This window comes from Cupriavidus sp. C3SS-1 (genome assembly GCF_057073755.1).
This window is the reverse complement of record NZ_CP172699.1, coordinates 2,105,946-2,131,867: the sequence shown is the minus strand read 5'-3', so window position 1 is coordinate 2,131,867 and position 25,922 is coordinate 2,105,946. Positions and strand designations below refer to the sequence as shown.

Below are 25,922 nucleotides of genomic sequence, written 5' to 3'. Positions count from 1 at the left end.
GGCAATCAGGATGTCGCGGCGCCCGCCGCTTCGTCGTCTTCGCGCGCCCAGTCGCGGGCGCGTTCCACGGCGCGGTGCCAGCGGGCCAGCCGGTGCGCGCGCGCATCACCGGACAGGTTCGGCTCGAACCGTTGCTGCACCTGCCATTGCGTCGCGATTTCCCCGGCATCGCTCCAGTATCCGGTGGCCAGCCCGGCCAGGTAGGCCGCGCCGAGTGCCGTGGTTTCCGTGACGCGCGGACGCACCACGGTCGTGCCGAGCAGGTCGGCCTGCATCTGCATCAGCAGGTCGCTGCGCGAGGCGCCGCCGTCCACGCGCAGTTCGGCCAGCGAGAGTCCGGCATCCTTCTGCATGGCGTCGAGCACGTCCACGCTTTGCAGCGCGATCGATTCCAGCGCGGCGCGTGCAATCTGCGCGCGGCCGGTGCCGCGTGTCATGCCGACCAGAGTGCCGCGCGCGAACGCATCCCAGTGCGGCGCGCCCAGGCCGGCAAAGGCCGGCACCAGCACCACGCCGCCGGTGTCATCGCATTGCCGCGCCAGCGGCTCGACCTCGGGCGCGCTCTCGATGATCTTCAGGCCGTCGCGCAGCCACTGGATGGTGGCGCCGCCCATGAAGACGCCGCCCTCCAGGCAGTACTGGGTCTGGTCGCCGATCTGCCATCCGATCGTCGTCAGCAGCCGGTTGCGCGACACCACGGGCTGGTCGCCGGTGTTCATCAGCAGGAAGCAGCCCGTGCCATAGGTGTTCTTGGCCATGCCCGGCGACAAGCAGGCCTGGCCGAAGGTGGCCGCCTGCTGGTCGCCCGCGATGCCGGCAATGGGCACCTCCAGGCCGAACAGGCGCGGCACCGTGCGGGCCACTTCGCCGCTGGACGGCACCACTTCGGGAAGTACCCCGTGCGGGATGTCGAGCAGTGCCAGCAGCGCGTCGTCCCATTGGAAGGTATGGATGTTGAACAGCATCGTGCGCGATGCGTTGGACACGTCGGTCACGTGGCGCGCGCCGTCGGTGAGCTGCCAGATCAGCCAGCTGTCCACGGTGCCGAAGGCCAGCTCGCCGCGCTGCGCGCGTTCCCGTACGCCTGGAATGTTGTCGAGCATCCAGCGCAGCTTGGTGCCCGAGAAGTAGGCGTCGACGACCAGCCCGGTCTTCTCGCGGATCATCCGTTCATGGCCGGCGTCCAGCAGCGCCTCGCACATCTGGGCGGTGCGGCGATCTTGCCAGACCAGCGCGCGGCCCACGGGTTCGCCGGTCTTGCGGTCCCAGAGCACCGTGGTCTCGCGCTGGTTGGTGATGCCGACCGCGCGCAACTGCGAAGCCGAGATACCCGAGCCGTTCAGGACCTCATGCGCGACCGCGAGCTGCGACTGCCAGATTTCATACGGGTCGTGCTCGACGTGGCCGGGATGTGGGTAATATTGGCGGAACTCGCGCTGGGCCAGCCGTACCACGCTGCCGGTGTGGTCGAACAGGATGGCGCGAGAACTGCTGGTGCCCTGGTCGAGCGCCAGTACGAACTGCCGCCCGGCCTGCGTGGTCTGCTGGTTCATGCCTTTCGTCCCTGAAATACCTCAACTTGCGTCTGCCGATGCCTACCGACACCCTTGCCGCCATCGACGCGTCCATTGCCGCGCGCAGCCCGTTCGACCGCACGACCAAGCTGCGCCTGATGGTGTCGGGTCAGCAGGTCGGCTGGTTGCCGCGCGCGCATGCCGACATCCTGCGCGGCATGGGCTGCGTGCTGGGGCCGGAGGAGGACACGCCCATCGGTTGCGCCGTCGACCTGTTGCCGGGCCGTGGCAACTTCACGGTACGCAGCGCCGCGCTCGAGGCCCTGGCCCGGCAGCTGGCCGATGCCGGCCATGTGCGGGGCTGGCGCAACGAGCTGTTCGCCGTGACACCGGCGCTCGAGGCCCCGGCGCTGGCCGTGATCGAGCGCGCGGCGGCGCGCTTCCTTGGCCTGCTCACGTTCGCCTCGCACATGAACGGCGTAATCCGGGGCGAGCCGACTTTCTGGATATCGCGCCGCAGCCAGGCCAAGGCGGTCGACCCCGGCATGTGGGACAACCTGGTGGCCGGCGGCATGCCGCACGGCAGCGACCCCCTGGCCACGCTGGTGCGCGAATGCGAGGAAGAATCGGGCATCCCGGCAGCGCTGGCCCGTGGCGTGCAGGCCCACGGCCACATCGAAGTGCTGCGCGAGATTCCCGAAGGCGTGCAGTGGGAACACGTCTATGCCTATGACCTGGAACTGCCCGCCGACTTCATCCCGCGCAACCAGGACGGCGAGGTGGCCGAACACCGCCGCATCGATCCCGCCGCATTGCTTGCTATCATGTCGGCCGGCACCATGACGGTCGATGCGACACTGGTGACGCTGGATGCCCTCCGCCGGCGCGGCTGGCTGGCATCCGCGGGCGATTCCGCCTGACGCCGGGCCCGCGGCCCCGCCTGCGCCCTCGCGGCCCCGTGCCGCACGCACCCGACAGAACAATTCAAGATGAGCAACACCGGATTCATTCTTACTCTTTCGTGCCCGGACCAGCCGGGCATCGTCCATGCCGTATCGGGCCTGCTGTTCCAGAACGGCTGCAATATCGTCGATTCCGACCAGTACGGCGATGAATTTACCGGCCGCTTCTTCATGCGCGTGCATTTCACCCCGCCGGCCGGCGGCCCGGGGCTGGACACGCTGAAGGCCGCGTTCGCGCCGGTAGGCGAGCAGTTCGGCATGCAGTGGGAGCTGCACGACGCCGCGGCCAAGCCGCGCGTGATGATCATGGTGTCGAAGATCGGCCACTGCCTGAACGACCTGCTGTTCCGCGCCAAGGTGGGCGGCTTGCCGGTCGAGATCGCGGCCATCGTGTCGAATCACCGCGACTTCTATCAGCTGGCGGCGTCCTACGACGTGCCGTTCTTCCACCTGCCGCTGATGAACGCATCGGCCGAGCAGAAGGCCGCGCAGGAAGGCCGCGTGTTCGAAGTCGTGCGCGACCAGAATATCGACCTGGTGGTGCTGGCGCGCTACATGCAGGTGCTGTCCGACGACCTGTGCCGCAAGCTGGCCGGCCGTGCCATCAATATCCACCACTCGTTCCTGCCGAGCTTCAAGGGCGCCAAGCCGTATTACCAGGCCCATGACCGCGGCGTGAAGCTGATCGGCGCGACCGCGCACTACGTGACGGCCGACCTCGACGAAGGCCCGATCATCGAGCAGGAAATCGCGCGCGTGGACCATAGCATGGACCCGGAGCAGCTGACGTCGGTCGGCCGCGACGTGGAATGCGTGGCGCTCGCGCGCGCGGTCAAGTGGCATGCCGAACACCGCATCCTGTTGAACGGCCACAAGACCGTCGTCTTCAAGTAATTCCGGCAGCTTGCCGCCGGCGCGCATCGTGCCGGCCGGTGGGCGGACACGGTCGCGCGCCGCCATGGCGGCTGCTTCAGTCCTGGTCCGCCACCACACAGTTCACTCCGCTGTCCGCGACGATCTGCCCGAACGGGACCGCCAGCGGCTGGTCGGTGAACAGCCTGTCCACCTGCGACAGATGCGCCAGTTCCACCATGGCCTGGCGATGGAACTTGCTGGCGTCCGCCGCCAGCCACACTTCGCGCGCGTGCTCCATGATGGTCCGCGCCACCTTGACCTCGCGGAAATCGTAGTCGCGCAAGGTGCCGTCGGCCTCGATCCCCGAGATGCCGATCAGCCCGATATCTACCTTGAACTGGCGGATGAATTCCACCGTCGCTTCGCCCACGATGCCGCGGTCGCGTGAACGCAGCACGCCACCGGCCACGATGACTTCGCAGTCCGGGTTGTCGGCCAGGATGCCGGCCACGTTAAGGTTGTTGGTAATCACGCGCAGGCCGCGGTGATGCATCAGCGCGCGGGCAATCTCTTCGACCGTCGTGCCGATGTTCAGGATCAGCGAGCAGCCTTCGGGCACCGCCTTGGCCACCGCGCGCGCGATTCGTATCTTGCCTTCGGCGTTGAGTACCTGCCGCTGTCGGTAGCCGATATTCTCGGTGGTCGATCCCTCGACCCGCACCCCACCGTGGAAGCGGGCCAGCATGCCGCTTTCCGCCAGCAGGTTGACGTCGCGCCGTACGGTTTGCAGCGTTACGCCGAACTTGCGCGCAAGCGCTTCGATCGAGGCAAAGCCCTGGTTGCGGACTTCATCGAGCAGGGCGGTCTGGCGCGGATTGAGGGTCATGTCCGGAATTCTAGTTCAATCACAAACGAAAACAAATGATGCGCTGCACTATTGTTTTATGTTCGTTATTTTACTAAAACGAGCATAAAGCCAAGTGCCGTGCGCGTGGGGTGCGCGAATTCTTGTGATGCAAAGGGCATTTCAAACATGGAGCTCGGATGCAGCTGAGTCTCGAGGGCATTGCGCAGCAAGCGGGCTCGGAAGCCTGCCTGTATCCGATGTCGCTGGCGCCCGCCGCGGGTGCGGTGACGGTGCTGCTCGGCGCTACGCAGGCCGGCAAGACCTCGCTGATGCGCGTCATGGCCGGCCTGGACCGGCCCAGCGCGGGCCGCGTACTGGTGGATGGCGCCGACATGACCGGCGTGCCCGTGCGCGCGCGCAACGTCTCGATGGTGTACCAGCAGTTCATCAACTATCCGTCGATGCGGGTGTTCGACAACATCGCGTCGCCGTTGCGGCTGCGGCGGCAGGCGGATCGCCATGACATCGCCGCGCGCGTGCGGTCGCTGGCTGCCCGGCTCCATATCGACCATCTGCTGGACCGCTACCCTTCCGAACTGTCGGGTGGCCAGCAGCAGCGCGTGGCGCTGGCGCGCGCGCTGGCCAAGGGCGCGCCGCTGATGCTGCTGGACGAGCCGCTCGTCAACCTGGACTACAAGCTGCGCGAGGAACTGCGCGAAGAGCTGACCCACCTGTTCGCACAGGGCGATGCCACCGTGGTCTACGCCACCACCGAGCCGGCCGAGGCACTGCTGCTCGGCGGTTACACCGCAGTGCTGGATGCCGGCGAACTGCTGCAGTACGGCCCGACGCCCGACGTCTTCCACTACCCCGATTCACTGCGTGTGGCGCGCGCCTTCAGCGACCCGCCCATGAACCTGGTCGAAGGCACGCTGCAGGGCGGCTGGGTCACGCTCTCGGACGACATCTCGGTGCCCGTGCCCGAAGCCGGCCGTTACGGCGGCCCCGTTACCGTCGGCGTGCGCGCGGCGGCGCTGCGCCTGGAAGGTTTGCCGGGATCGGTGCCGGTGCCGGGCCGCGTGGCGCTGGCGGAGCTGTCCGGCTCCGATACGTTCGTGCACGCCGACACGCCCGTGGGCAACCTGGTCGCGCAGTTCGCCGGCGTGTTCGACCTGCGGCTGGGCGCGCCGCTGATGCTGCATCTCGTCCCGGAGCAGCTCTACGTGTTCGATGAGGAAGGCCAGCGCCTCTGTGCGCCCAGGCGGCCTGCGGGCCTGGCGGCCGATGTCCTGCCACGCCGCGCGGCAGCAAGGGGCTGACATGGCGCGTATCGACCTGGACCTGGCCCATGCCTACGTCGCCAACCCGCAAGCGGACGAGGACTACGCGCTGCTGCCGCTGCGGTTCAGCTTCGAGGACGGCGGGGCCTATGCGCTGCTGGGGCCGTCCGGCTGCGGCAAGACGACCTTGCTGAACTGCATATCCGGTCTGCTGCGCCCGTCGCAGGGCCGCATCCTGTTCGACGGCCGCGACGTGACCGCCGACTCGCCACAGGCGCGCAATATCGCGCAGGTGTTCCAGTTCCCGGTGATCTACGACACCATGACCGTCGGCGAGAACCTGGCCTTCCCATTGCGCAACCGCGGCGTGCCGCCGGCACAGGTGCGCGAACGGGTAGGGCGCGTGGCGGAGATGCTGGACCTGTCGGGCGCGCTGGACCGGCGCGCGAGCGGGCTGGCGGCCGACGCCAAGCAGAAGATCTCGCTGGGCCGCGGACTGGTGCGGCAGGACGTGTCGGCGATCCTGTTCGACGAGCCGCTGACGGTGATCGATCCGCAGCTCAAATGGCAGTTGCGGCGCAAGCTCAAGGAGATCCATCACGAGTTCCGGCTGACGCTGATCTACGTGACCCATGACCAGACCGAGGCGCTGACCTTTGCCGACCAGGTGGTGGTGATGTCGCGCGGCAAGGCCGTGCAGGTCGGGCCCGCCGACGCGCTGTTCGAGCGGCCCGCGCATACCTTTGTCGGGCACTTCATCGGTTCGCCCGGCATGAACTTCCTGCCGGCGAACTGGCGCGACGGTGCTGTTGACATGGGGGGGCGCCGCTATATGCCGGCGTTGCCCGAGGCGGTGGCCGGCGCGTTGCAGGACGCCGGCAGTTTCCGCGTCGGCGTGCGGCCCGAGTACCTGCGACTGGCCGGCAACACCGATACGCAGGCGGTGCCGGTGCGCGTGGAACGCGCGCAGGACATCGGCACCTACTGGCTGGTGACCGGCTCCGTGCAGGAGGCCGGCGGGCAGGTTGGCACGCTGCGCGCGCGCCTCGGGCCGGAAGCCGCGGCGCTACGGCCTGGCGATACGGCGTGGCTGTCCGTGTTCAACCGCCATACCTGCTACTACGTGAATGAAGTGCTGGTGCCATGGAGCCAGCCATGAAGCCGATCAACCAGAAAGCGTGGCTGCTGGTGTTGCCGGTGGTGCTGTGCGTGGCGTTCTCGGCCATCCTGCCGCTGATGACGATCGTCAACTACTCGGTGCAGGACATCATCTCGCCCGAGCGGCGCGTGTTCGTCGGCACGGAGTGGTTCCGCACCGTGCTGCGCGATGGCGAGTTGCATGACGCGCTGCTGCGCCAGCTTGGCTTCTCGCTGGCGGTGCTGGCGGTGGAGATCCCGCTGGGCATCCTGCTCGCGCTGTCGATGCCCGCGAAGGGATGGAAAGCATCGGCCGTGCTGGTCATCATCGCGCTGTCGCTGCTGATCCCGTGGAATGTGGTGGGCACGATCTGGCAGATCTTCGGGCGCACCGATATCGGCCTGCTCGGCGCCGCGCTCGACGGCATGGGGTTTGACTACAACTACACCGGCAGTGCCTTTGATGCGTGGATGACGGTGCTGGTCATGGATGTCTGGCACTGGACGCCGTTGGTGGCGCTGCTCTGCTACGCGGGGTTGCGCGCCATCCCGGACGCTTACTACCAGGCCGCGCAGATCGACGGCGCGAGCCGCTTCGCGGTGTTCCGCTACATCCAGTTGCCGAAGCTGCGCGGCGTGCTGATGATCGCGGTGCTGCTGCGCTTCATGGACAGCTTCATGATCTACACCGAGCCGTTCGTGCTGACCGGCGGCGGCCCGGGCAACGCCACCACGTTCCTGTCGCAGTACCTGACGCAGAAGGCGGTCGGCCAGTTCGACCTGGGCCCGGCCGCGGCCTTCTCGATCGTCTATTTCCTGATCATCCTGCTCATGTGCTTCATCCTCTATAACTGGATGCAGCGCGCGGGCACCGCCGGCAGCGAGGACATGCCCCATGGCTGATACCCGCCACCGCGCCACCGCGTGGCGCACCACGTTCCTGCTGCTCTACCTGCTGTTCGCCATCCTGCCGATCTACTGGATGGTTAACATGTCGTTCAAGACCAACGAGGAGATCCTCTCCACGCTGTCGCTGTGGCCCGCGCAATTCACGCTGGAGCACTACCGGACCATCTTCACCGATGCCTCGTGGTACTCGGGCTATATCAATTCGCTGGTCTACGTCGCCATGAACACCGTGATCGCAATCGCGGTCGCGCTGCCCGCGGCGTACGCTTTTTCGCGCTACCAGTTCATCGGCGACAAGCATGTCTTTTTCTGGCTGCTGACCAACCGCATGACGCCGCCGGCGGTGTTCCTGCTGCCGTTCTTCCAGCTCTACAGCACCATCGGGCTGATGGACACGCACCTGGGCGTGGCGCTCGCGCACCTGGTCTTCAACGTGCCGCTGGCGGTGTGGATCCTGGAGGGCTTCATGTCCGGCGTGCCGCGCGAGATCGACGAGACCGCCTACGTGGACGGCTATTCATTCCCGCGCTTTTTCCTGACCATTTTCCTGCCGCTGATCAAGGCCGGCGTGGGCGTGGCCGCGTTCTTCTGCTTCATGTTCAGCTGGGTGGAACTGCTGCTGGCGCGCACGCTGACCTCGGTCAACGCCAAGCCGATCGTGGCCACCATGACGCGCACGGTATCGGCGTCGGGCATGGACTGGGGCGTGCTGGCCGCGGCCGGCGTGCTGACCATCGTGCCGGGCGGCATCGTGATCTGGTTCGTGCGCCACTACATCGCGAAGGGTTTCGCGATGGGCCGCGTCTAGCCACCGATCCATGAGGAGATCGCCATGCTGAACTGGATGGTCTGGACCACGCCGGTGGCCGTGTTCTTTGCCTGCATCGTCGTCATGCTGGTGGCCATGACGGCATGGGAGGTCCGCTCGCCAGCGGTGCTGCGCAAGGGCTTCCTGCCGATTGCCACCACGCGCGGCGACCGCCTGTTTATCGGCCTCATGTGCGCCGCATGGATCAACCTGGCGTGGGTGGGACTTGGCGAAAGCATGATGCTGTGGTTTTCGCTGGCCGAGGAACCCTCCATCTGGATCAGCTTCGGCCTTTCGATGCTGGTGCTGCTGCTGGTCATGCGCAAGGGCTGAGGGCCGGCCCGCATCACGATTCGCGGGACATGCGGCTTGACCCTTCCCCGGGGCCGCGCGCGGACAGCAAACGGGGAGGGGACTATCGAGGAGACACCGATGAACGTGCACGTGAAGTCAGGAATGACGGTCCTCGCCTGCGCGGCCGCGCTGGCATGCGGCCATGCCTGGGCTGGCGAGGCCGAGGCGAAGAAGTGGATCGACAACGAGTTCCAGCCGTCGTCGCTGTCCAAGGACAAGCAGCAGGCCGAGATGAAATGGTTCATCGATGCGGCCGCCAAGCTCAAGGCCAAGGGGGTCACGCAGATCAACGTGGTGTCGGAGACCATCACCACGCACGAGTACGAGTCCAAGACGCTGGCCAAGGCCTTCGAGGAGATCACCGGCATCAAGGTGAACCACGACATCATCCAGGAAGGCGATGTGGTGGAGAAGCTGCAGACCTCGATGCAGTCGGGCAAGTCGATCTATGACGGGTGGATTTCCGATTCCGACCTGATCGGCACCCACTACCGCTACGGTGCAATCCTGCCGCTGTCGGACTATATGGCCGGCGCCGGCAAGGAATGGACCAATCCCGGCCTGGATGTGAAGGACTTCATCGGCACCAAGTTCACCACCGCGCCGGACGGCAAGCTGTACCAGTTGCCCGACCAGCAATTCGCCAACCTGTACTGGTTCCGCGCTGACTGGTTCGCGCGCAAGGACCTGCAGGACAAGTTCAAGGCCAAGTACGGCTATGACCTGGGCGTGCCGACCAACTGGTCCGCGTACGAGGACATTGCCAATTTCTTCACCAACGACGTGAAGGAACTGGACGGCAAGAAGGTGTACGGGCACATGGACTACGGCAAGAAGGACCCCTCGCTCGGCTGGCGCTTTACCGACGCGTGGCTGTCCATGGCGGGCACGGCCGACAAGGGCCTGCCGAACGGCATGCCGGTCGACGAGTGGGGCATCCGCGTGGCCGAGGATAAGTGCACGCCGGTGGGCGCGTCGGTGTCGCGCGGTGGCGCGACCAACAGCCCGGCGGCGGTCTATGCGCTGACCAAGTACATCGACTGGATGAAAAAGTTCGCCCCGCCACAGGCCATGGGCATGACGTTCTCGGAAGCCGGGCCCGTTCCCGCGCAGGGCCAGGTCGCGCAGCAGGTGTTCTGGTACACGGCCTTTACCGCCGACATGACCAAGAAAGGCCTGCCCGTGGTGAATGCCGACGGCTCGCCGAAATGGCGCATGGCGCCGTCGCCGTATGGTCCGTACTGGAAGCAGGGCATGCAGAACGGCTACCAGGACGTGGGTTCGTGGACCTTCTTCAAGAACACCGATCCCAACCGGCTGGCCGCGGCATGGCTCTATGCGCAATTCGTGACGGCCAAGACGGTGTCGCTGAAGAAGTCGCTGGTCGGCCTGACGTTCATCCGCGACAGTGACATCCATCACGAGTACCTGACCCAGAACGCGGCCAGGTACGGCGGGCTGGTCGAGTTCTACCGCAGCCCGGCGCGCGTAGCGTGGACGCCGACCGGGACCAACGTGCCTGACTATCCGAAGCTCGCGCAGCTCTGGTGGAAGAACGTGGCCACGGCGGTGACCGGCGAGAAGACGCCGCAAGCCGCCATGGACAACCTGGCCGAAGAGATGGACCAGGTCATGGGCCGGCTGCAGCGCGCGGGCATGAGCCATTGCGCGCCCAAGCTCAACACCAAGAGCGAGCCGTCGAAGTGGCTCTCCGGCGAGCACGCGCCGTGGAAGAAGCTCGACAACGAGAAGCCGAAGGGCGAGACCATCGCCTACGACAAGCTGCTGCAAGCGTGGAAGGAAGGGCGCGTGCGCTGATGGCTTGTGGCGGGGCCTGCCGGCACCTGGCAGGCCCCGGCTGACCTTCGCTACGCGGGCGTGTCCGCCAGCGGGGCCGCATAGCGCGCCTTGCCGTGGCGCTTGGCTTCATAAAGCGCCATGTCCGCCCGCATGAACAGTTCGCTGACGGACATGCCTTGTCCGGGCCGGTGAATGGCCGAGCCGACGCTGACGGTGGCGGCATGCGCCTGCCCATCGATGACGAGCGGTGCCAGCGCCGTCTGCACGATGGCGTTGGCGATACGCTCGACCGCGCGGATATCGTTGACGTTCTCCAGGATCACCGCGAATTCGTCACCGCCAATGCGGGCGACGGCGTCTTCCTTGCGCACGCTGCGGGTCAGGCTCTGGGCGAAGGCAATCAGGAGGCGGTCGCCGATGGCGTGCCCGTAGCCGTCGTTGACGGCCTTGAAGTCGTCCAGGTCGACAAGCAGCAGCGCTGCCGCCCGCCCGCCGGTGTCGGCGCGTGCCAGCGCTTCGGCAAAACGCCGGTCGAAGCCCTTGCGGTTGAGCAGGCCGGTCAGGTGGTCGGACATGGTCTGCGCTTCCAGGCTGCGCAGCTTCTGGCGCTCGCTCGTGACATTGCGCGCGAACAGGTGCAGTCCGTGGATGGTGTCTTGCGCATCGTTCCAGGCCGGCTGGCAGGTGATCTGCACGCATTCCGATCCGTCCGGACTTTCGCGCGTGAACTTCACCGCGTTGCCGGCAAAGGCCTGCTCCAGGTACGGGCGCGAGGCCAGGTAGGCCTGGGTGCCCCACAGTTCGCGCAGCGACAGGCCGATGATCTGCTGCGCCGGCAGCCCGAAGTGGCGCGCATAGGCCTGGTTGACGAAGACAAAGCGCTCGTTCATGTCGACGAACGAGACAAAGTCCGGCACGTGGTTGGCAATCGCCTCGATGCGCTTCTCGCTCTCGGCGGCGTGGTCTTTGGCAGCCTTTAGTGCCGCTTCACGCTCGGAAAGCTGGTGCATGACATCGGCGAAGGTCGCTGACAGTTCGCCGATCTCGTCGTCGCGGCCGACCGGCAGTTCCGAGGCGGCGGCGGGATTGGCGGCGACGCGGCGCACCGCGCGGTGCAGCCGCTGCAGCGGCGCGAGCAGCCACACCATCACCAGCCACATCGACGCGGCTGCGACCGCGAGCGACGCCGCGGCAATGGCAAGCACGCGGCGGCGCGCCTCGATCAGCGGGGCGTAGGCTTCGGCGGCCGGCAGCACTGACACCAGTTCCCAGCCATTGGATTCCAGCAGATAGCGCGCAATAACCGGCTGGCGCGGGCGGATGGGCTCCCAGAACGTTTCGGGCTGCTCGGCCCCGCAGTTCTCGCCGACGGCCCTGGCCGGGGTCAGCAGTTTCGCGGCATCCCGATGCATGGCGTAGCGCGGATTGGGACCGGCGGAAACCAGGCAAAAGGTGCCGGTGATACCAACCGGGCTGCGTGCCAGTTCCTGCAGGAAATTGTTCAGCGACAGGTTGATGACGCCGCCGACCACCGCACGCAATTCGCCGTCAGGCCCGCGCAGCGGAACGGCAAGTACCACGCCGGGCGCCTTGGTCAGTTTGCCCTGCAGCAGGTCGGACACCGCAAGCGGGGCGCCATTGGCGATCGCGCGGAAATAGTCGCGCTCGCCCACGTTGATGTGTACGCCGTCCGGCACCGCTGTACTGAAAATCAAATCGCCGGTCGGGCCCGCCAGGAACACGGCGTTGAACATGACTGACAGGTCAGGCATCTGCCTGGCGATGCGCTTGAGTTCGGCCGGGCGATTGCCCAGCGCAGGCGCGAACTGGTGGGCCATCTGGCGCAGGATGGTGGCCCGGTTCTCGAACTTCTCGTCGAGCTCCTCCGCGACCAGCCTGACCATGGTGTCCTGATGGCTCTGCTGCAGCGCCTTCAGGCCGTCGTAAGCGTAGTACTGCGAAGCGAAGGCCCGCAGCACGATGATCAACGTAACCACCATGGCGGTTGCCACCGCCATTCGCAGTTTTATTGAGTGACGCATGATGTGTTTGTTCTTCTGCGCACTGACCCGTTTCCGGTCCCAGGGATATGGATTGACGACCCCGCCCTTCTTGTACGGAACCAGGCGCCAGCGTAGCAGATGTCGTCATCATCGCGATGGGCGCCGACGGTTGTGGTCGGGCATTGTGGGGCTTGCTGCACTCTGACGGCGCAATGGTGGCAACTGCGCGACGGTATTCTCGGCGATCAGCGCGCGCCGACGGGCCACTGGCGGATGCGCAGGATGACCCGGTCGCCGAGCCGGACCAACAGCTCCAGCAGCGCGGGCTCACGCCGGCGCGTGATGCCGGCGGTATAGCGCACGGTGGCTTCGTTGCCGCTCTCCGGCGCATCACGGCAGCCGCATCGGATCGCGAGCCGCAGGATATGCAAAGGCACGAAGCGCTCGGCTTGCTGCATATCCGCCAAGGCCTCCACGGAGAAATGCAGCGGCAGGCGGGACAGCCGGATGAAACGCTCGCGCAGCTTGCCGCATGTGCGCGCATCGAGCGCGGCGCCTTCGGCGTGGAAGCCGGCGCGCGTCATGCCCTGGGCCGCTGGCTGCCAGAGGGCGCCCACGGCGAGGTGGGGCAGGGCGGGCCGGTCGGGACTGGCTTCCAATGATTCATCGATCGCCACGAAGCTGCCCAGCAAGTCATAGGTCAAGGCCGTGCGGCCAAAGGCGCGGTGGTAGCCGGTGATGCAGTCGAGGTCTTCGTCATAGACAGGCCTGGCGTCGCGAGGCACGCGTACCGGGCGGACTTCGAACCAGCCGGGTGACACGGGGGAATGTCCAGACCAGGTAAATGCCGCTTGCATGGCGGGCGCCTGCGAAAGGGCGTGAGGCGAAACGTGTGGCATGAGCCGGCTCCAGATGGTTGTTGGAGCTGACTACCGTATCGGCGCGGCGATCATGCCGGAATGAGACGGCGCCGTTTAGTCGGAACGGGGGTGTTGCGGGAGAACGGGGAGGGTGGGGGGGAATGAAAAAAGCCAGCACAAGGCTGGCTTTCCTGAATCTGGTGGGTGGTACAGGGATTGAACCTGTGACCCCTGCCGTGTGAAGGCAGTGCTCTACCGCTGAGCTAACCACCCCAGGCTGCGTCGCTACCGCGTTGACTTTCGTCGTGCAGCTGAGAAACGAGATTATGCAGACCTTCTTGTATCTTGTAAAGCCCTTGCGCCAGATTTTTTCAGGGGCGGGTGCCGGGCCACCTTACGCCGTAGCGGCTTCCTGCCAGACGGTCTTGCCGCCGCTCGCCTTGTCCAGCTGCTTGAGCACGCCGATATGCGCAGTCGTTTCTTCTTCGCTGGCGCGCAATACGGTCAGGTTGAGGTGCGAGAGGTCCGAATCCGCGACGGAGCCATCCGCGGATTCAGTGCCGTCCAGCATGTCGATGACCAGGGAGTTCTGGCCGCGCGTCATGGCCAGGTAGACCTCGGCCAGCAGCTCGGCATCGAGCAAGGCGCCGTGGAGCGTGCGGTGCGCGTTGCTCACGCCAAGCCGGTCGCACAGGGCATCGAGCGAATTGCGCTTGCCGGGGAACATCTGGCGTGCTTCGAGCAGGGTATCGATCACGCTGGCGGCATGGCCCCGGAACGGCGGCAGCCCCAGCAGGCGGAATTCCATGTCCAGGAAGCCCAGGTCGAACTGCGCGTTGTGGATGATGAGCTCGGCGCCCCGCACGAAGTCGCGGACGTCGTTGACGATCTCCGCGAACTTCGGCTTGTCGGCCAGGAAGTCGATGGTGATGCCGTGGACAGCCACGGCGCCCTCGTCGATATCGCGCTCGGGATTGACGTAGAAGTGCAGGTGACGGCCCGTGAGCCGCCGGTTGACCAGTTCGACACACCCGATTTCAATCAGGCGGTCGCCGCTGGCGGCATTCAGGCCGGTGGTTTCGGTGTCGAGAACGATTTGTCGCATGGCGGGCATTCTAGCGGAGCGGCGGACCGGCTCAGGCGTTGAGCGATTCGACGCCGCGGTTGGCGAGCGCGTCGGCCCGCTCGTTGCCCGGGTGGCCATTGTGGCCGCGTACCCAGTGCCAGCTGATCTGGTGCGGCTGCACCAGATCATCGAGGACTTGCCACAGGTCGGCGTTCTTCACGGGCTTCTTGTCGGCAGTTTTCCAGCCGCGGGCCTTCCAGCCTGGCAGCCATTCGCTGATGCCCTTCTGCACGTACTGCGAGTCGGTGTACACGCGCACGATGCAAGGGCGCTTGAGCGCGCGCAGCGCTTCGATGACCGCGGTCATCTCCATGCGGTTGTTGGTGGTGTTGGCCTCGCCGCCAAACAGCTCTTTTTCGCTGGTGCCGGCCACCAGCACGGCGCCCCAGCCGCCACGGCCGGGATTGCCCTTGCAGGCGCCATCGGAATAAATCGTAACTTCTTGCATGTGTCGTTCGTCAGGGCAGCCCGTCCAGGGCTGCCGCAGGGTTGATGTGCGCGCCGGGATCAGCAGTCGTCGCCGGGCGTCTTGCCGTGTGTGCCGGTCGGGGTCGCCACCGGAGAGGCCACCGGCGTCAGGGCGGCCTTGGCGGTCTTCCAGGCCGGGCCGACCAGGCGGATATTGCGCACGCGCTTGACCGCGGAAATCATGTACACCGCGCCAAAGATCGGCCACCAGCGGTCGCCGGCCTTTTCCATGAAATTGGCGCGCTGCAGCCAGCGGTCGGTGCGGTAGGGCGGGCAGTAGCAGCCGAAGCGGCCGCGAATGATGTCAAAGCCCAGCAGCTTGAGCCAGTCCTTGATGCGTACGAAGCCGATCGATTGCGCATCGGTGGGCAGGAACGGCATGGCGCCAAGCCGGTTCAGGCCCTGGCGCGCACCCCAAAGGCTCATCGGGTTGAAGCAGGTCACCACGACACGGCCTTCGGGCATCAGCACGCGCGAGACCTCGCGCAGCACTTCGTGCGGGTCCTCGGCGAACTCGAGTACATGGGGGAGGGTGGCAAGGTCTATGCTCTGCGTATCGAATGGCAGTTCGTCGAACCGGCACAGCAACTGGCGCGCATCAGGATGCGCCGCGCGCGGCCCGTGGGGGCCGCTGGCCGGATCGAGCGCGAGCGCCGAAAACGGCATCCGGTTTTCGCGCAGGGTGTCGATCACGGGCAGGCCCATCTGGACCGCGTGATAGCCGAAGATATCCGTCACGATCCGGTCGTATTGCTGAGCCTCCCACCGGAGCATGTATTGCCCGGGAGGCGAAGCCAGCCAGTCTTCCCAGCTTACAATCGGACGGTCAGCCATAGGAGTACACGCATGTTGAAGGTGGAGCCGATCCCGGCATTTCAGGATAACTATATCTGGGCCATCCACGACGGCCGCACTGCCGCCGTGGTCGATCCCGGCGAGGCGGCGCCGGTGGAGCGGTTCCTCGTGGACAAAGGCCTGGCTCTGGGCGCTATTGTAATCACCCATCACCATGGCGATCACCAGGGTGGCGTGGCGGCGTTGCTCGCCTCGCACCCGGCTGGCCCCGACGGCGAGCCGATGCCCGTGATCGGGCCGGCAGGCGAGCGTATCGGCGCGCGCACGCAGGCTGTGCGCGAAGGCGATACGGTGACGTTGCAGGCGCCCGCGCTGCAACTGCGCGTGCTCGATGTGCCGGGCCATACCGCAGGCCACGTCGCCTATGTCGGCGAGTTGACCGGCGCCGGGCCAGTCGTGTTCTGCGGCGATACCCTGTTCGCCACCGGCTGCGGCCGCCTGTTCGAAGGCACGCCGGCACAGATGCTGTCGTCGCTGGACAAGCTGGCTTCGCTGCCGGGCGAAACGCGTGTCTACTGCGCGCACGAATACACGCGCAGCAATGTGCGCTTTGCGCGCGCGGTCGAGCCCGGCAATGCGGCGCTGGCGGCCTGGGATGCGCGCGTCGAGGCCTTGCGCGCGCAAGGCCAGCCGACCGTGCCCTCCACCATTGCGCTGGAGCGCGAGGTCAATCCGTTCCTGCGTTCGCGCGAGCCCGCGGTGCGTTCGGCCGTGCAGGCGCAGGGAGGCAGCGTAGCCGGCGATGCGGAGGCTTTTGGCGCCTTGCGGGGCTGGAAAGACAATTTCCGATGAACAGCATCACGACAGGGCTCGAGGCGGTTCGCCGGATTCATAGCCTTGCCACTGGAAAATCTCATTGACGCGAAAGCCTGTTTTTTTTAGCATCACGCAACCTTTTAGCGTCACAATTCGAGAATTTAATGAAATTTGGTCGATTACTGGCGGTGTTTGCAAGCGTGGCGCTGCTGGCTGCCTGCGCCAGCACGCCCACACCGCCCGGCGCCGATGCGTCCGGCGTCCCGACCGCCCTGACTTCCTCGCGCAGCGGCAAGGATCCGCTGAACTCGCTCAGCGCCGACAAGACCGTCGCGCCTGGCGCCGTGAAGATCAACGCTGATCAGCCCGGCCTGGACTGGCTGCGCGGCCCGTCCGCCGATATCTGGGACCGCATCCGCCGGGGCTTCGCCATGCAGGACCTGGAAGGCACGCTGGTGGATGACCGCACGCAGTGGTACGCGCAACGCCCGGAATACATGGAGCGCATGGTAGCCCGGTCCAGCCGCTACCTGTATCACATCGTCGAGGAACTGGAGCGGCGCAATATGCCGACCGAGCTGGCGTTGCTGCCGTTCGTCGAAAGCGCGTTCAATCCGCAGGCGCAGTCGAGCGCCAAGGCCGCGGGCATGTGGCAGTTCATTCCGAGCACCGGCAAGTCCTACAACCTGAAGCAGAACATGTTCCGGGACGAACGCCGCGATGTGCTGGCCTCGACCGACGCGGCGCTCGATTATCTCCAGCGCCTCTATGACATGTTCGGCGACTGGCACCTGGCGCTGGCGGCGTACAACTGGGGTGAAGGGGCGGTGTCGCGCGCGATCGCGCGCAACCAGGCGCGTGGCCTGCCGACGGACTATGCCAGCCTGACGATGCCCAACGAGACGCGCTACTACGTGCCCAAGCTGCAGGCGGTCAAGAATATCATCGCCAACCCGGCGGCCTACGGCGTGCGGTTGCCCGAGATCCCGGACCATCCGTACTTCGTCACGGTCACCACGAGCCGCGATATCGACGTCAAGCTCGCGGCCAAGCTGGCCAATATGTCGCTGGAAGAATTCAAGGCGCTGAACCCGTCGTTCAACCAGCCGGTCATCCTGGGCGCTTCGAATCCGCAGATCCTGCTGCCGTTCGATAACGCCGAACGCTTCCAGTACAACCTGAACACCTATCGTGGCGGTTTGTCGAGCTGGACCGCGGTGACGGTGGACAACCGCGAGCGCGTGGAAGCGCTGGCGGCGCGCCTGAACATTGACCCGGACACGCTGCGCGAGATCAACAGCATTCCGCGCGGCATGCGGCTGAAGGCTGGCTCGACGGTGATGATCCCGCGCTCGGGCCCCCACGACCAGGACATCAGCGCGACGCTGGCCGACAGCGCCATGCTGGCGATGGAGCCCGACCTGCCCGATGCCCGCCGCGTAGTGGTGCGCGCCGGCCGCCGCGATACCGTCACCTCGGTGGCACACCGCTACGGCGTGTCGACTGGTCAGGTGCAATCGTGGAACAAGCTGTCCGGCACCAAGCTGGTGGCGGGACAAAGTCTTGTGCTGATGGTGCCGGTCCGCGCCCGCGGGGCGGTCAGGGCCGCGCGTGCAGAGCCGGCTGCCGACAGGCCCGAAGTGGTGCGGGTGTCGTCGCCTGCACGGGGCAAGGCCACAGCGCGCAAGCGCATGACGGTGGAAGCCGCGCCACGGCAGGCAGCCGGCAAGAGTTCGGGAGCGCCGCGTGCTTCGGCGGCCAAGGCTGCACCGACGGTGAAGGCGTCGTCCAAGGGCAGTTCCAAGGCCGCCAAGACCCGCTAAGGTGCGGCATGAACGGTAAAACGGGGCGTTGCCGGCGGCACGCCCCTTTTTTTGTTGCCCGGGCGTCGCTGTGCGATGTGGCGCATGCCCGTCTGCCAGGGGCGCACAGGACGCCGTGCCGGTGGCAAACTAGCAGGGATGATAACTACCCGCACGACGCGGAGGAGACCTGCCATGACGGCAAGCCATGCCGTGCACGCCCGTTCGCTGGCCGACCCCGAGGGGTTCTGGGCCGAACAGGCACAGCGCATCGATTGGGAAACCCCGTTCGGACAAGTGCTGGACAACAGCCGCGCGCCCTTTACGCGCTGGTTTGTCGGCGGGCGCACGAACCTGTGCCACAACGCCGTGGACCGGCACCTGGCCACGCGCGCGCAACAGCCGGCGCTGGTCTGGGTGTCGACCGAGACCGAGCAGGAGCGCACCTTTACCTACGCCCAGCTGCACGACGAGGTCAGCCGCATGGCAGCGACCTTGCAAGGGCTGGGCGTTCGCAAGGGCGACCGCGTGCTGGTCTACATGCCGATGATTCCGGAGGCGGCGTTCGCCATGCTGGCGTGCGCTCGCATCGGCGCGATCCATTCGGTGGTGTTCGGCGGTTTTGCCTCGGTCAGCCTGGCGGCCCGCATTGACGACGCGCAGCCGCGTGTGATCGTCAGCGCCGACGCCGGCTCGCGGGCCGGCAAGGTGGTACCGTACAAGCCACTGCTCGACGAGGCCATCCGGCTATCCGGGCACAAGCCCGAGAAGGTGCTGCTGGTCGACCGCCAACTCGCCGACATGCCGCGCGTCGCGGGCCGCGACGAAGACTACGCGGCCTGGCGTGAACGCGTGGCCGATACCGAAGTGCCATGCGTCTGGCTGGAATCGTCCGAGCCGTCCTACGTGCTCTACACGTCAGGGACTACCGGCAAGCCCAAGGGCGTGCAGCGCGACACCGGCGGCTACGCGGTGGCGCTGGCGACCTCGATGGAGTACATCTTCTGCGGCAAGGCCGGTGACACCATGTTTACAGCGTCGGACATCGGCTGGGTTGTCGGGCACAGCTACATTGTCTATGGCCCGCTTCTGGCCGGCATGACCACGCTGATGTACGAGGGCACGCCGATCCGCCCCGACGGCGGCATCCTCTGGCGACTGGTCGAGAAGTACAAGGTCAACCTGATGTTCAGCGCGCCCACGGCGATCCGCGTACTGAAGAAGCAGGACCCCGCCTTCCTGACGAAATACGATCTATCGAGCCTGCGGCTGCTGTTCCTGGCCGGCGAGCCGCTCGACGAGCCGACCGCGCGCTGGATCCAGGAGGGCATCGGCAAACCGGTGGTCGACAACTACTGGCAGACGGAATCGGGCTGGCCGATCATCGCCATCCAGCGCGGCATTGCGGTGCTGCCGCCCAAGCTGGGCTCTCCGGGCGTGCCGGCCTATGGCTATGACCTGCGCATCGTGGACGAGAATACGGGCGAAGAATGCGCACCCGGGCAGAAGGGCGTGGTGGCCATCGACGGCCCGTTGCCGCCTGGCTGCATGAGCACCGTGTGGGGCGACGACGACCGATTCGTGCGGACTTACTGGTCTGCGGTGCCGAACCGGCAGTGCTATTCGACGTTCGACTGGGGCGTGCGCGACAAGGATGGCTACGTGTTCATCCTCGGCCGTACCGACGACGTCATCAACGTAGCCGGGCACCGGCTGGGCACGCGCGAGATCGAGGAAAGCCTGTCATCGCACGCAGGCGTGGCCGAAGTGGCCGTTGTGGGCGTGCAGGACGCGCTCAAGGGGCAAGTGGCGATGGGCTTTTGCATTGCCCGTGACGCCGCGCGCACCGCGACGCCCGAGGCGCGGCTGGCGTTCGAGGGCGAACTGATGAAGACGGTGGAGCAACAGCTTGGCGCGGTGGCGCGCCCCGCGCGCGTCTTCTTCGTCAACGTCCTGCCCAAGACGCGCTCGGGCAAATTGCTGCGGCGCGCCATCCAGGCCGTGGCGGAAGGGCGCGATCCGGGCGATCTCACCACGATCGAGGATCCCGCCGCGCTGGAACAGTTGCTATCCGCCCTGAAGAGTTGAGCGCAGCCTCCGAGGCTGCGCCACGGAGACCGACGAAACTTGCGGTGTGCGCCCGTCAGGACACATCGCAAATTCGGCTTGCACGCGCCGCGCATGCGGACTAATATTTGAAGTATAAAATATTTAGACCTGATTTAGATGTGTGCTTCCGCCTGCGGCGGGCGGCACGGCGGAGACGACAGATGCGAGTGCTTTGTATTGGCGGCGGCCCGGCTGGCTTGTACTTCGGCCTGTTGATGAAGTTGCAGGACCCTGACAACGAAGTCGTGGTGGTGGAGCGCAACCGCCCCTACGACACCTTCGGCTGGGGCGTGGTGTTCTCCGACGCCACCATGGACAACCTGAAGCAGGCCGACCCGGTCAGCGCCGTCGAGATCAACGAGGCCTTCAACCACTGGGACGACATCGACATCCACATTGGCGGGCGCACCATCCGCTCGGGCGGCCATGGCTTTATCGGCATCGGCCGCAAGCGGTTGCTCAATATCCTGCAGGCGCGCTGCGAAGCGCTCGGCGTGAAGCTGGTATTCGAGACCGATGTCAGCGACGACCAGGCGCTGGCCATGCAGTACCGGGCCGACCTCGTCATTGCCTCGGACGGCCTGAACAGCCGCATCCGCACGCGCTACGCCGAAACCTTCCAGCCCGATATCGACACGCGCCAGTGCCGCTTTGTCTGGCTGGGCACGCACAAGCTGTTCGACGCCTTCACCTTTGCGTTCGAGAAGACCGAGCACGGCTGGTTCCAGGCCCATGCCTACCGCTTCGACGACAACACCTCCACCTTCATCGTGGAGACGCCGGAAGAGGTCTGGCGCGCTGCAGGCATCGAGCAGATGAGCCAGGAGGAGGGCGTGGCGTACTGCGAGAAGCTCTTCGCCAGATATCTTGATGGCAACAAGCTGATCAGCAATGCCACCCACCTGCGCGGCTCGGCGAACTGGATCCGCTTCCCGCGCGTGATCTGCAAGCACTGGGTGCACTGGAACACGCTGCCCGACGGCCGCCGCGTGCCGGTGGTGCTGATGGGCGATGCCGCGCATACGGCGCACTTCTCGATCGGCTCCGGCACCAAGCTGGCGCTGGAAGATTCGATCGACCTGGCCATGGAGATCGCCAGCGCCGGCCCTTCCGCGCAAGATGCCTTGCCGGCGGCGCTGGAGCGCTACGAGGCCACCCGCGGCGTCGAGGTGCTGAAGATCCAGAACGCCGCGCGCAATTCCACCGAGTGGTTCGAGAACGTCGAGCGCTATGCGGCGCTGGAACCCGAGCAGTTCGCCTATTCGCTGCTGACGCGTTCGCAGCGCATCTCGCACGAGAACCTGCGTGCGCGCGATGCTGGCTATGTTCAGAAGTTCGAGCACTGGCTGGCAGCCCGGGCCGGCGTGTCGCCCGAGACGCTGCGCCTGCGTGAAGACAAGCCGGTGCCGCCCATGTTCACGCCGTTCCAGATACGGGGCGTGACGCTGAAGAATCGCGTGGTGGTGTCCCCGATGGCGATGTATTCGGCCGTGGACGGCGTGCCGGGAGATTTTCACCTCGTCCATCTTGGCTCGCGCGCACTCGGCGGCGCCGGCATGGTGGTGGCCGAGATGACCTGCGTGTCGCCCGATGCGCGCATTACGCCGGCTTGCCCGGGTTTGTGGAACGATGCGCAGCGCGATGCCTGGAAGCGCATCGTCGATTTCGTTCATGCCAACAGCGATGCGCGCATCGCCATGCAGCTCGGCCATGCCGGCCGCAAGGGCTCGACACAGCTCGGCTGGGAGGCCATGGACCATCCGCTGCCGCAGGGCAACTGGCCGCTGCTGTCGGCGTCGCCGATCCCCTACCTGCCCGGTGAATCGCAGGTGCCGCGCGAGATGACGCGCGACGACATGGACCGCGTGCGCGATGACTTCGTCGCAGCCGCGCGCCGCGCCGCGCAGGCCGGCTTCGACTGGCTCGAACTGCATTGCGCGCACGGCTACCTGCTGTCGACATTCATCTCGCCGCTATCCAACCAGCGCACCGACGAGTATGGCGGCACGCTGGCCAACCGCCTGCGCTATCCGCTCGAAGTGTTCGCGGCGGTGCGCGCGGTGTGGCCGCAGGACAAGCCGATTTCGGTGCGCATCTCCGCGCACGACTGGGTCGAAGGCGGCATCACGCCGGACGATGCCGTGGAGATCGCACGGGCCTTCAAGGCGGCCGGCGCCGACATGATCGATTGCTCGTCCGGTCAGGTCAGTCCCGACCAGGCGCCGGTGTATGGCCGCATGTACCAGACCCCTTTCGCCGACCGCATCCGCAACGAGGCGGATATCCCGACCATTGCGGTGGGCGCGATCTTCGAGGCCGACCATGTCGACAGCATCATCGCGGCCGGCCGTGCCGATCTGTGTGCCGTGGCGCGCCCCCACCTGGCCGATCCGGCCTGGACGCTGCATGAAGCGGCCAAGCTTGGCTATCGCGACGTGAGCTGGCCGCGCCAGTATGAAGCCGGCAAGCGCCAGCTCGAAACCAACCTGGATCGCGCCGCAGCCATGGTCCGCGGCGTGGTGGAGCATTGATGATGGCGGTCGATTCCCTGCAAGGCCGGCACGCGCTGGTGACCGGCGGCGGCCGCGGTATTGGCGCGGCCATTGCGCGCCGGCTGTTGGTTGAAGGCGCCAGCGTCACGCTGGTGGGCCGCGATGTGCAGGTGCTGGAGCGTGCTGCGGACGAGCTGCGTGCGCTGCTCGCCGATGGCGCCGTATTGACAGCGGTCCCGGCGGATATCAGCGATGCGGACAGCGTCGCCGCCGCGTTCTCCGTTGCGCAGTCCAAGGCGGGTCCGGTCAGCGTGCTCGTGAACAACGCCGGCCAGGCGCACAGCGCGCCGTTCGGCAAGACCAGCCTGGCGCTGTGGCAGCGCATGCTGGACGTCAACCTGACGGGCACCTTCCTGTGCACGCAGGCCGCGCTGCCCGCCATGACGGCGGCAGGGTGGGGGCGCATCGTCAACGTGGCAAGCACTGCCGGACTGGTCGGCTACGGCTACGTCAGCGCCTATTGCGCGGCCAAGCACGGCGTGATCGGCCTGACGCGCGCGCTGGCGCTGGAGACCGCGCGCAGCGGAATTACCGTCAACGCGGTGTGCCCCGGCTATACGGAGACCGACATCGTGCGCGACGCCGTGGCCAATATCGTCGACAAGACCGGTCGCACCGAAGCCGAAGCACGCGCCGAGCTGGCCGCGCGCAATCCGCAGCGCCGCCTGGTGCGGCCCGACGAAGTGGCGGACGCCGTGGCATGGCTGTGCCGCCCGTCGGCCAGCGCGATCACAGGACAGGCGATCGCCGTGGCGGGCGGGGAAGTAATGACAGGATAAGCGCGGCAGCGCCAGCGAACAGGCAGCGGATCGCGTTGCCCACCGAACTGACAGAGAGAGAACATGACCGATATCGCACTCGATATGCGCCACCACAAGCGCAGCTTCGCGGACTACAAGCCGAAACACTTCCTGTGGTCCGTCTCGGACGACGGCAAGGTGGGCACCATCACGCTGAATCGCCCGGAGCGCAAGAACCCGCTGACGTTCGACTCCTACGCCGAACTGCGCGACCTGTTCCGCGCGCTGTGCTATGCCAGCGATATCAAGACCGTGGTGGTCACGGGCGCCGGCGGCAATTTCTGCTCCGGCGGCGACGTGCACGAGATCATCGGACCGCTCACGAAGATGAGCATGCCCGAACTGCTCGATTTCACGCGCATGACCGGCGATCTGGTCAAGGCCATGCGTGCCTGCCCGCAGCCTGTCATCAGTGCGATCGACGGCATCTGCGCAGGCGCTGGTGCGATGATGGCGCTGGCCTCCGATATGCGCGTGGGGACGGCACAGGCCAAAACCGCATTCCTGTTCGTGCGCGTGGGCCTGGCCGGCGCCGATATGGGCGCATGCTCGCTGCTGCCGCGCGTGATCGGGCAGGGTCGCGCCAGCGAACTGCTCTACACCGGTCGCGTGATGACGGCCGAGGAGGGTTTGCAGTGGGGCTTCTTCAACGCGCTGCATGCGCCGGACAAGGTCCTGGCCGAGGCGCACGCGCTCGCCGCGCAACTTGCCGCGGGCCCGACCTTCGCGCACGGCGTGACCAAGAAGCTGCTGCACCAGGAGTGGAATATGGGTCTCGATGAAGCGATCGAGGCGGAAGCCGAAGCGCAGGCCATCTGCATGCAGACGCGTGACTTCCGACGTGCCTACGAGGCCTTTGTCGCCAAGGGCAAGCCTGTGTTCGAAGGCGACTGACAGCGACTGAAGCGCGAACCAAAGGGATTCCCGATGTCCGACAAGACCTATCTAGACCTGCCGCTGCTCGACGACTCGCACCGTTTGCTGGAGCGCGAGCTGGACGCGTGGTGCGCGGCCAGCCTGAAGGTGGATCACAGCGATACCGACGCCGCCTGCCGCGCACTGGTGCGCAAGCTGGGTGAAGCCGGCTGGCTGCGCTACTGCGTGCCGGCCGAGCATGGCGGAGCCTTGCCGAAGCTCGATTCGCGCGCGCTGTGCCTGCTGCGCGAAACGCTGGCGCGCCATGATGGCCTGGCCGATTTTGCCTTCGCCATGCAGGGCCTTGGCTCCGGCGCAATTTCGCTCGCCGGCAGCGCCGGGATCCGCGAACGCTACCTGCCGCGCGTGGCGCGCGGCGAGGCCATTGCAGCCTTTGCCTTGTCCGAGCCGGACGCCGGCTCCGACGTGGCGGCGATGCAATGCAGCGCGCGGCTCGATGCCGATGGCAGCCACTATGTGATCGATGGCGCCAAGACCTGGATCTCCAATGGCGGCATTGCCGATTTCTACTGCGTGTTCGTGCGCACCGGCGAGGCGCCGGGTGCGCGCGGCATTTCAGCCTTCGTGGTGGATGCCGACACGCCGGGCCTGAGCGTTGCCGAACGGATCGACGTGATGGCGCCGCACCCGCTTGCAACGCTGCGCTTCGATAATTGCCGCGTGCCGGTGGCTAACCGCCTCGGCGAGCCCGGGCAGGGCTTCAAGGTGGCGATGATGACGCTGGACATCTTCCGTGCCTCGGTGGCGGCGGCCGCGCTCGGTTTTGGCCGGGCCGCGCTTGATGAAGCGCTGGCCCGTGCCCGCGCACGGCCGATGTTCGGTGGCGTGCTGGCCGACCTGCAACTCACGCAAGCCGCCATCGGCGACATGGCGACTGCCATCGATGCGGCGGCGCTGCTGACCTATCGCGCGGCCTGGCTGCGCGATGTGAAGGGCGTGCGCACCACGCGCGAGGCGGCCATGGCGAAGATGGTGGCCACGGAAAACGCACAGCAGGTGATCGACCGCGCGGTGCAGATGTTCGGCGGCCTCGGCGTCAAGGTCGGCACGCGCGTGGAAGGGCTCTATCGGGAGATCCGCTCGCTGCGCATCTACGAAGGCGCCACCGAAGTGCAGAAGCTGATCATCGCGCGCGAAACGCTCGCGGCGGCAGGCTGAGCCGGCACGGCACCCGTCAAGTCAGCGACGC

The 25,922-nt window shown here is 66.5% G+C and carries 22 protein-coding genes and 1 tRNA gene; 15 read left to right on the top strand and 8 right to left on the bottom strand.

Annotated elements, in window-relative coordinates; translation table 11 throughout:
* Positions 1-5: 5 nt before the first annotated feature.
* Positions 6-1,553, bottom strand: coding sequence for a glycerol kinase GlpK (glpK, locus tag ACIGJC_RS09840; protein WP_483708598.1), 1,548 nt, complete (start codon positions 1,551-1,553; stop codon positions 6-8).
* Between the two features lie 38 nt (positions 1,554-1,591).
* Between glpK and ACIGJC_RS09835 the strand changes: the two genes are divergently transcribed.
* A complete protein-coding gene (locus ACIGJC_RS09835; RefSeq protein WP_483708597.1) occupies positions 1,592-2,434 on the top strand; it encodes an NUDIX hydrolase in 843 nt (280 codons plus the stop codon).
* A gap of 69 nt (positions 2,435-2,503) precedes the next feature.
* Positions 2,504-3,370, top strand: a complete 867-nt coding sequence (purU, locus tag ACIGJC_RS09830) for a formyltetrahydrofolate deformylase (RefSeq protein ID WP_483708596.1) — start codon at positions 2,504-2,506, stop codon at positions 3,368-3,370.
* 76 nt (positions 3,371-3,446) lie between these two features.
* Here the strand turns inward: purU and ACIGJC_RS09825 are convergent, their stop codons facing one another.
* Positions 3,447-4,217, bottom strand: coding sequence for a DeoR/GlpR family DNA-binding transcription regulator (locus ACIGJC_RS09825; RefSeq protein ID WP_483708595.1), 771 nt, complete (start codon positions 4,215-4,217; stop codon positions 3,447-3,449).
* A 158-nt stretch (positions 4,218-4,375) separates the two neighbouring features.
* On the opposite strand from ACIGJC_RS09825, the gene ACIGJC_RS09820 reads away from it, so the two are divergent.
* The 6 genes from ACIGJC_RS09820 to ACIGJC_RS09795 all read left to right on the top strand — a co-directional run bounded on the left by ACIGJC_RS09820 (position 4,376) and on the right by ACIGJC_RS09795 (position 10,484).
* A complete protein-coding gene (locus tag ACIGJC_RS09820) occupies positions 4,376-5,497 on the top strand; it encodes an ABC transporter ATP-binding protein (protein ID WP_483708594.1) in 1,122 nt (373 codons plus the stop codon).
* A gap of 1 nt (position 5,498) precedes the next feature.
* Entirely contained in the window at positions 5,499-6,617 is a 1,119-nt protein-coding gene (locus tag ACIGJC_RS09815) for an ABC transporter ATP-binding protein (protein WP_483708593.1), read from the top strand.
* A complete protein-coding gene (locus ACIGJC_RS09810) occupies positions 6,614-7,498 on the top strand; it encodes a carbohydrate ABC transporter permease (RefSeq protein WP_483708592.1) in 885 nt (294 codons plus the stop codon). Before ACIGJC_RS09815 ends, ACIGJC_RS09810 begins: the two co-directional genes overlap by 4 nt.
* Entirely contained in the window at positions 7,491-8,312 is an 822-nt protein-coding gene (locus ACIGJC_RS09805) for a carbohydrate ABC transporter permease (RefSeq protein ID WP_483708591.1), read from the top strand. Before ACIGJC_RS09810 ends, ACIGJC_RS09805 begins: the two co-directional genes overlap by 8 nt.
* 24 nt (positions 8,313-8,336) lie before the next feature.
* Positions 8,337-8,645, top strand: a complete 309-nt coding sequence (locus tag ACIGJC_RS09800; RefSeq protein WP_483708590.1) for a DUF2160 domain-containing protein — start codon at positions 8,337-8,339, stop codon at positions 8,643-8,645.
* Between the two features lie 123 nt (positions 8,646-8,768).
* The gene (locus ACIGJC_RS09795; protein ID WP_483711510.1) at positions 8,769-10,484 is read left to right on the top strand and encodes an ABC transporter substrate-binding protein; all 1,716 of its coding nucleotides are present in this window, start codon (positions 8,769-8,771) and stop codon (positions 10,482-10,484) included.
* Between the two features lie 50 nt (positions 10,485-10,534).
* Here ACIGJC_RS09795 and ACIGJC_RS09790 read toward each other — a convergent pair whose 3' ends face one another.
* The 6 genes from ACIGJC_RS09790 to ACIGJC_RS09765 all read right to left on the bottom strand — a co-directional run bounded on the left by ACIGJC_RS09790 (position 10,535) and on the right by ACIGJC_RS09765 (position 15,757).
* Positions 10,535-12,484 (bottom strand): sensor domain-containing diguanylate cyclase, encoded by a 1,950-nt coding sequence (locus tag ACIGJC_RS09790; protein WP_483708589.1) that lies wholly within the window; start codon positions 12,482-12,484, stop codon positions 10,535-10,537.
* A 230-nt stretch (positions 12,485-12,714) separates the two neighbouring features.
* Complete coding sequence (locus ACIGJC_RS09785) at positions 12,715-13,326, bottom strand: hypothetical protein (RefSeq protein ID WP_483708588.1); 612 nt, start codon at positions 13,324-13,326, stop codon at positions 12,715-12,717.
* Between the two features lie 201 nt (positions 13,327-13,527).
* A tRNA-Val gene (locus tag ACIGJC_RS09780) sits at positions 13,528-13,602 on the bottom strand.
* A 121-nt stretch (positions 13,603-13,723) separates the two neighbouring features.
* Complete coding sequence (gene dnaQ / locus ACIGJC_RS09775; protein ID WP_483708587.1) at positions 13,724-14,434, bottom strand: DNA polymerase III subunit epsilon; 711 nt, start codon at positions 14,432-14,434, stop codon at positions 13,724-13,726.
* A gap of 31 nt (positions 14,435-14,465) precedes the next feature.
* Positions 14,466-14,903: a ribonuclease HI gene (gene rnhA, locus ACIGJC_RS09770; protein ID WP_483708586.1), complete on the bottom strand. Its 438-nt coding sequence runs from the start codon at positions 14,901-14,903 to the stop codon at positions 14,466-14,468.
* A gap of 59 nt (positions 14,904-14,962) precedes the next feature.
* Positions 14,963-15,757 carry a class I SAM-dependent methyltransferase gene (locus ACIGJC_RS09765; RefSeq protein ID WP_483708585.1) on the bottom strand — a complete coding sequence of 265 codons (795 nt, stop codon included), beginning with the start codon at positions 15,755-15,757 and terminating at the stop codon, positions 14,963-14,965.
* Positions 15,758-15,769: 12 nt separating this feature from the next.
* On the opposite strand from ACIGJC_RS09765, the gene gloB reads away from it, so the two are divergent.
* The 7 genes from gloB (at position 15,770) to ACIGJC_RS09730 (ending at position 25,891) form a co-directional block, all read left to right on the top strand.
* Positions 15,770-16,570 (top strand): hydroxyacylglutathione hydrolase, encoded by an 801-nt coding sequence (gloB, locus tag ACIGJC_RS09760; protein ID WP_483708584.1) that lies wholly within the window; start codon positions 15,770-15,772, stop codon positions 16,568-16,570.
* Positions 16,571-16,698: 128 nt separating this feature from the next.
* Positions 16,699-18,357, top strand: a complete 1,659-nt coding sequence (locus ACIGJC_RS09755; protein ID WP_483708583.1) for a transglycosylase SLT domain-containing protein — start codon at positions 16,699-16,701, stop codon at positions 18,355-18,357.
* 174 nt (positions 18,358-18,531) lie between these two features.
* Positions 18,532-20,424, top strand: a complete 1,893-nt coding sequence (locus ACIGJC_RS09750; RefSeq protein ID WP_483708582.1) for a propionate--CoA ligase — start codon at positions 18,532-18,534, stop codon at positions 20,422-20,424.
* A 182-nt stretch (positions 20,425-20,606) separates the two neighbouring features.
* Entirely contained in the window at positions 20,607-22,976 is a 2,370-nt protein-coding gene (locus tag ACIGJC_RS09745; protein WP_483708581.1) for a bifunctional salicylyl-CoA 5-hydroxylase/oxidoreductase, read from the top strand.
* A complete protein-coding gene (locus ACIGJC_RS09740) occupies positions 22,976-23,776 on the top strand; it encodes an SDR family NAD(P)-dependent oxidoreductase (protein WP_483708580.1) in 801 nt (266 codons plus the stop codon). Before ACIGJC_RS09745 ends, ACIGJC_RS09740 begins: the two co-directional genes overlap by 1 nt.
* A 63-nt stretch (positions 23,777-23,839) precedes the next feature.
* A complete protein-coding gene (locus ACIGJC_RS09735) occupies positions 23,840-24,691 on the top strand; it encodes an enoyl-CoA hydratase family protein (protein WP_483708579.1) in 852 nt (283 codons plus the stop codon).
* 33 nt (positions 24,692-24,724) lie between these two features.
* Entirely contained in the window at positions 24,725-25,891 is a 1,167-nt protein-coding gene (locus ACIGJC_RS09730) for an acyl-CoA dehydrogenase family protein (protein WP_483708578.1), read from the top strand.
* Positions 25,892-25,922 lie beyond the last annotated feature (31 nt).

Bases quoted from the DNA above. Each gene is read 5' to 3' on its own strand.
- gloB (WP_483708584.1), top strand. From the start codon at position 15,770: ATGTTGAAGGTGGAGCCGATCCCGGCATTTCAGGATAACTATATCTGG.
- dnaQ (WP_483708587.1), bottom strand. From the start codon at position 14,434: ATGCGACAAATCGTTCTCGACACCGAAACCACCGGCCTGAATGCCGCC.
- rnhA (WP_483708586.1), bottom strand. From the start codon at position 14,903: ATGCAAGAAGTTACGATTTATTCCGATGGCGCCTGCAAGGGCAATCCC.
- ACIGJC_RS09815 (WP_483708593.1), top strand. From the start codon at position 5,499: ATGGCGCGTATCGACCTGGACCTGGCCCATGCCTACGTCGCCAACCCG.
- ACIGJC_RS09750 (WP_483708582.1), top strand. From the start codon at position 18,532: ATGACGGCAAGCCATGCCGTGCACGCCCGTTCGCTGGCCGACCCCGAG.
- ACIGJC_RS09810 (WP_483708592.1), top strand. From the start codon at position 6,614: ATGAAGCCGATCAACCAGAAAGCGTGGCTGCTGGTGTTGCCGGTGGTG.
- ACIGJC_RS09790 (WP_483708589.1), bottom strand. From the start codon at position 12,484: ATGGCGGTGGCAACCGCCATGGTGGTTACGTTGATCATCGTGCTGCGG.
- ACIGJC_RS09765 (WP_483708585.1), bottom strand. From the start codon at position 15,757: ATGGCTGACCGTCCGATTGTAAGCTGGGAAGACTGGCTGGCTTCGCCT.
- ACIGJC_RS09785 (WP_483708588.1), bottom strand. From the start codon at position 13,326: ATGCAAGCGGCATTTACCTGGTCTGGACATTCCCCCGTGTCACCCGGC.
- ACIGJC_RS09730 (WP_483708578.1), top strand. From the start codon at position 24,725: ATGTCCGACAAGACCTATCTAGACCTGCCGCTGCTCGACGACTCGCAC.
- ACIGJC_RS09745 (WP_483708581.1), top strand. From the start codon at position 20,607: ATGCGAGTGCTTTGTATTGGCGGCGGCCCGGCTGGCTTGTACTTCGGC.
- ACIGJC_RS09825 (WP_483708595.1), bottom strand. From the start codon at position 4,217: ATGACCCTCAATCCGCGCCAGACCGCCCTGCTCGATGAAGTCCGCAAC.
- ACIGJC_RS09735 (WP_483708579.1), top strand. From the start codon at position 23,840: ATGACCGATATCGCACTCGATATGCGCCACCACAAGCGCAGCTTCGCG.
- ACIGJC_RS09835 (WP_483708597.1), top strand. From the start codon at position 1,592: ATGCCTACCGACACCCTTGCCGCCATCGACGCGTCCATTGCCGCGCGC.
- purU (WP_483708596.1), top strand. From the start codon at position 2,504: ATGAGCAACACCGGATTCATTCTTACTCTTTCGTGCCCGGACCAGCCG.
- ACIGJC_RS09755 (WP_483708583.1), top strand. From the start codon at position 16,699: ATGAAATTTGGTCGATTACTGGCGGTGTTTGCAAGCGTGGCGCTGCTG.
- ACIGJC_RS09795 (WP_483711510.1), top strand. From the start codon at position 8,769: ATGACGGTCCTCGCCTGCGCGGCCGCGCTGGCATGCGGCCATGCCTGG.
- ACIGJC_RS09820 (WP_483708594.1), top strand. From the start codon at position 4,376: ATGCAGCTGAGTCTCGAGGGCATTGCGCAGCAAGCGGGCTCGGAAGCC.
- ACIGJC_RS09740 (WP_483708580.1), top strand. From the start codon at position 22,976: ATGATGGCGGTCGATTCCCTGCAAGGCCGGCACGCGCTGGTGACCGGC.
- ACIGJC_RS09800 (WP_483708590.1), top strand. From the start codon at position 8,337: ATGCTGAACTGGATGGTCTGGACCACGCCGGTGGCCGTGTTCTTTGCC.
- ACIGJC_RS09805 (WP_483708591.1), top strand. From the start codon at position 7,491: ATGGCTGATACCCGCCACCGCGCCACCGCGTGGCGCACCACGTTCCTG.
- glpK (WP_483708598.1), bottom strand. From the start codon at position 1,553: ATGAACCAGCAGACCACGCAGGCCGGGCGGCAGTTCGTACTGGCGCTC.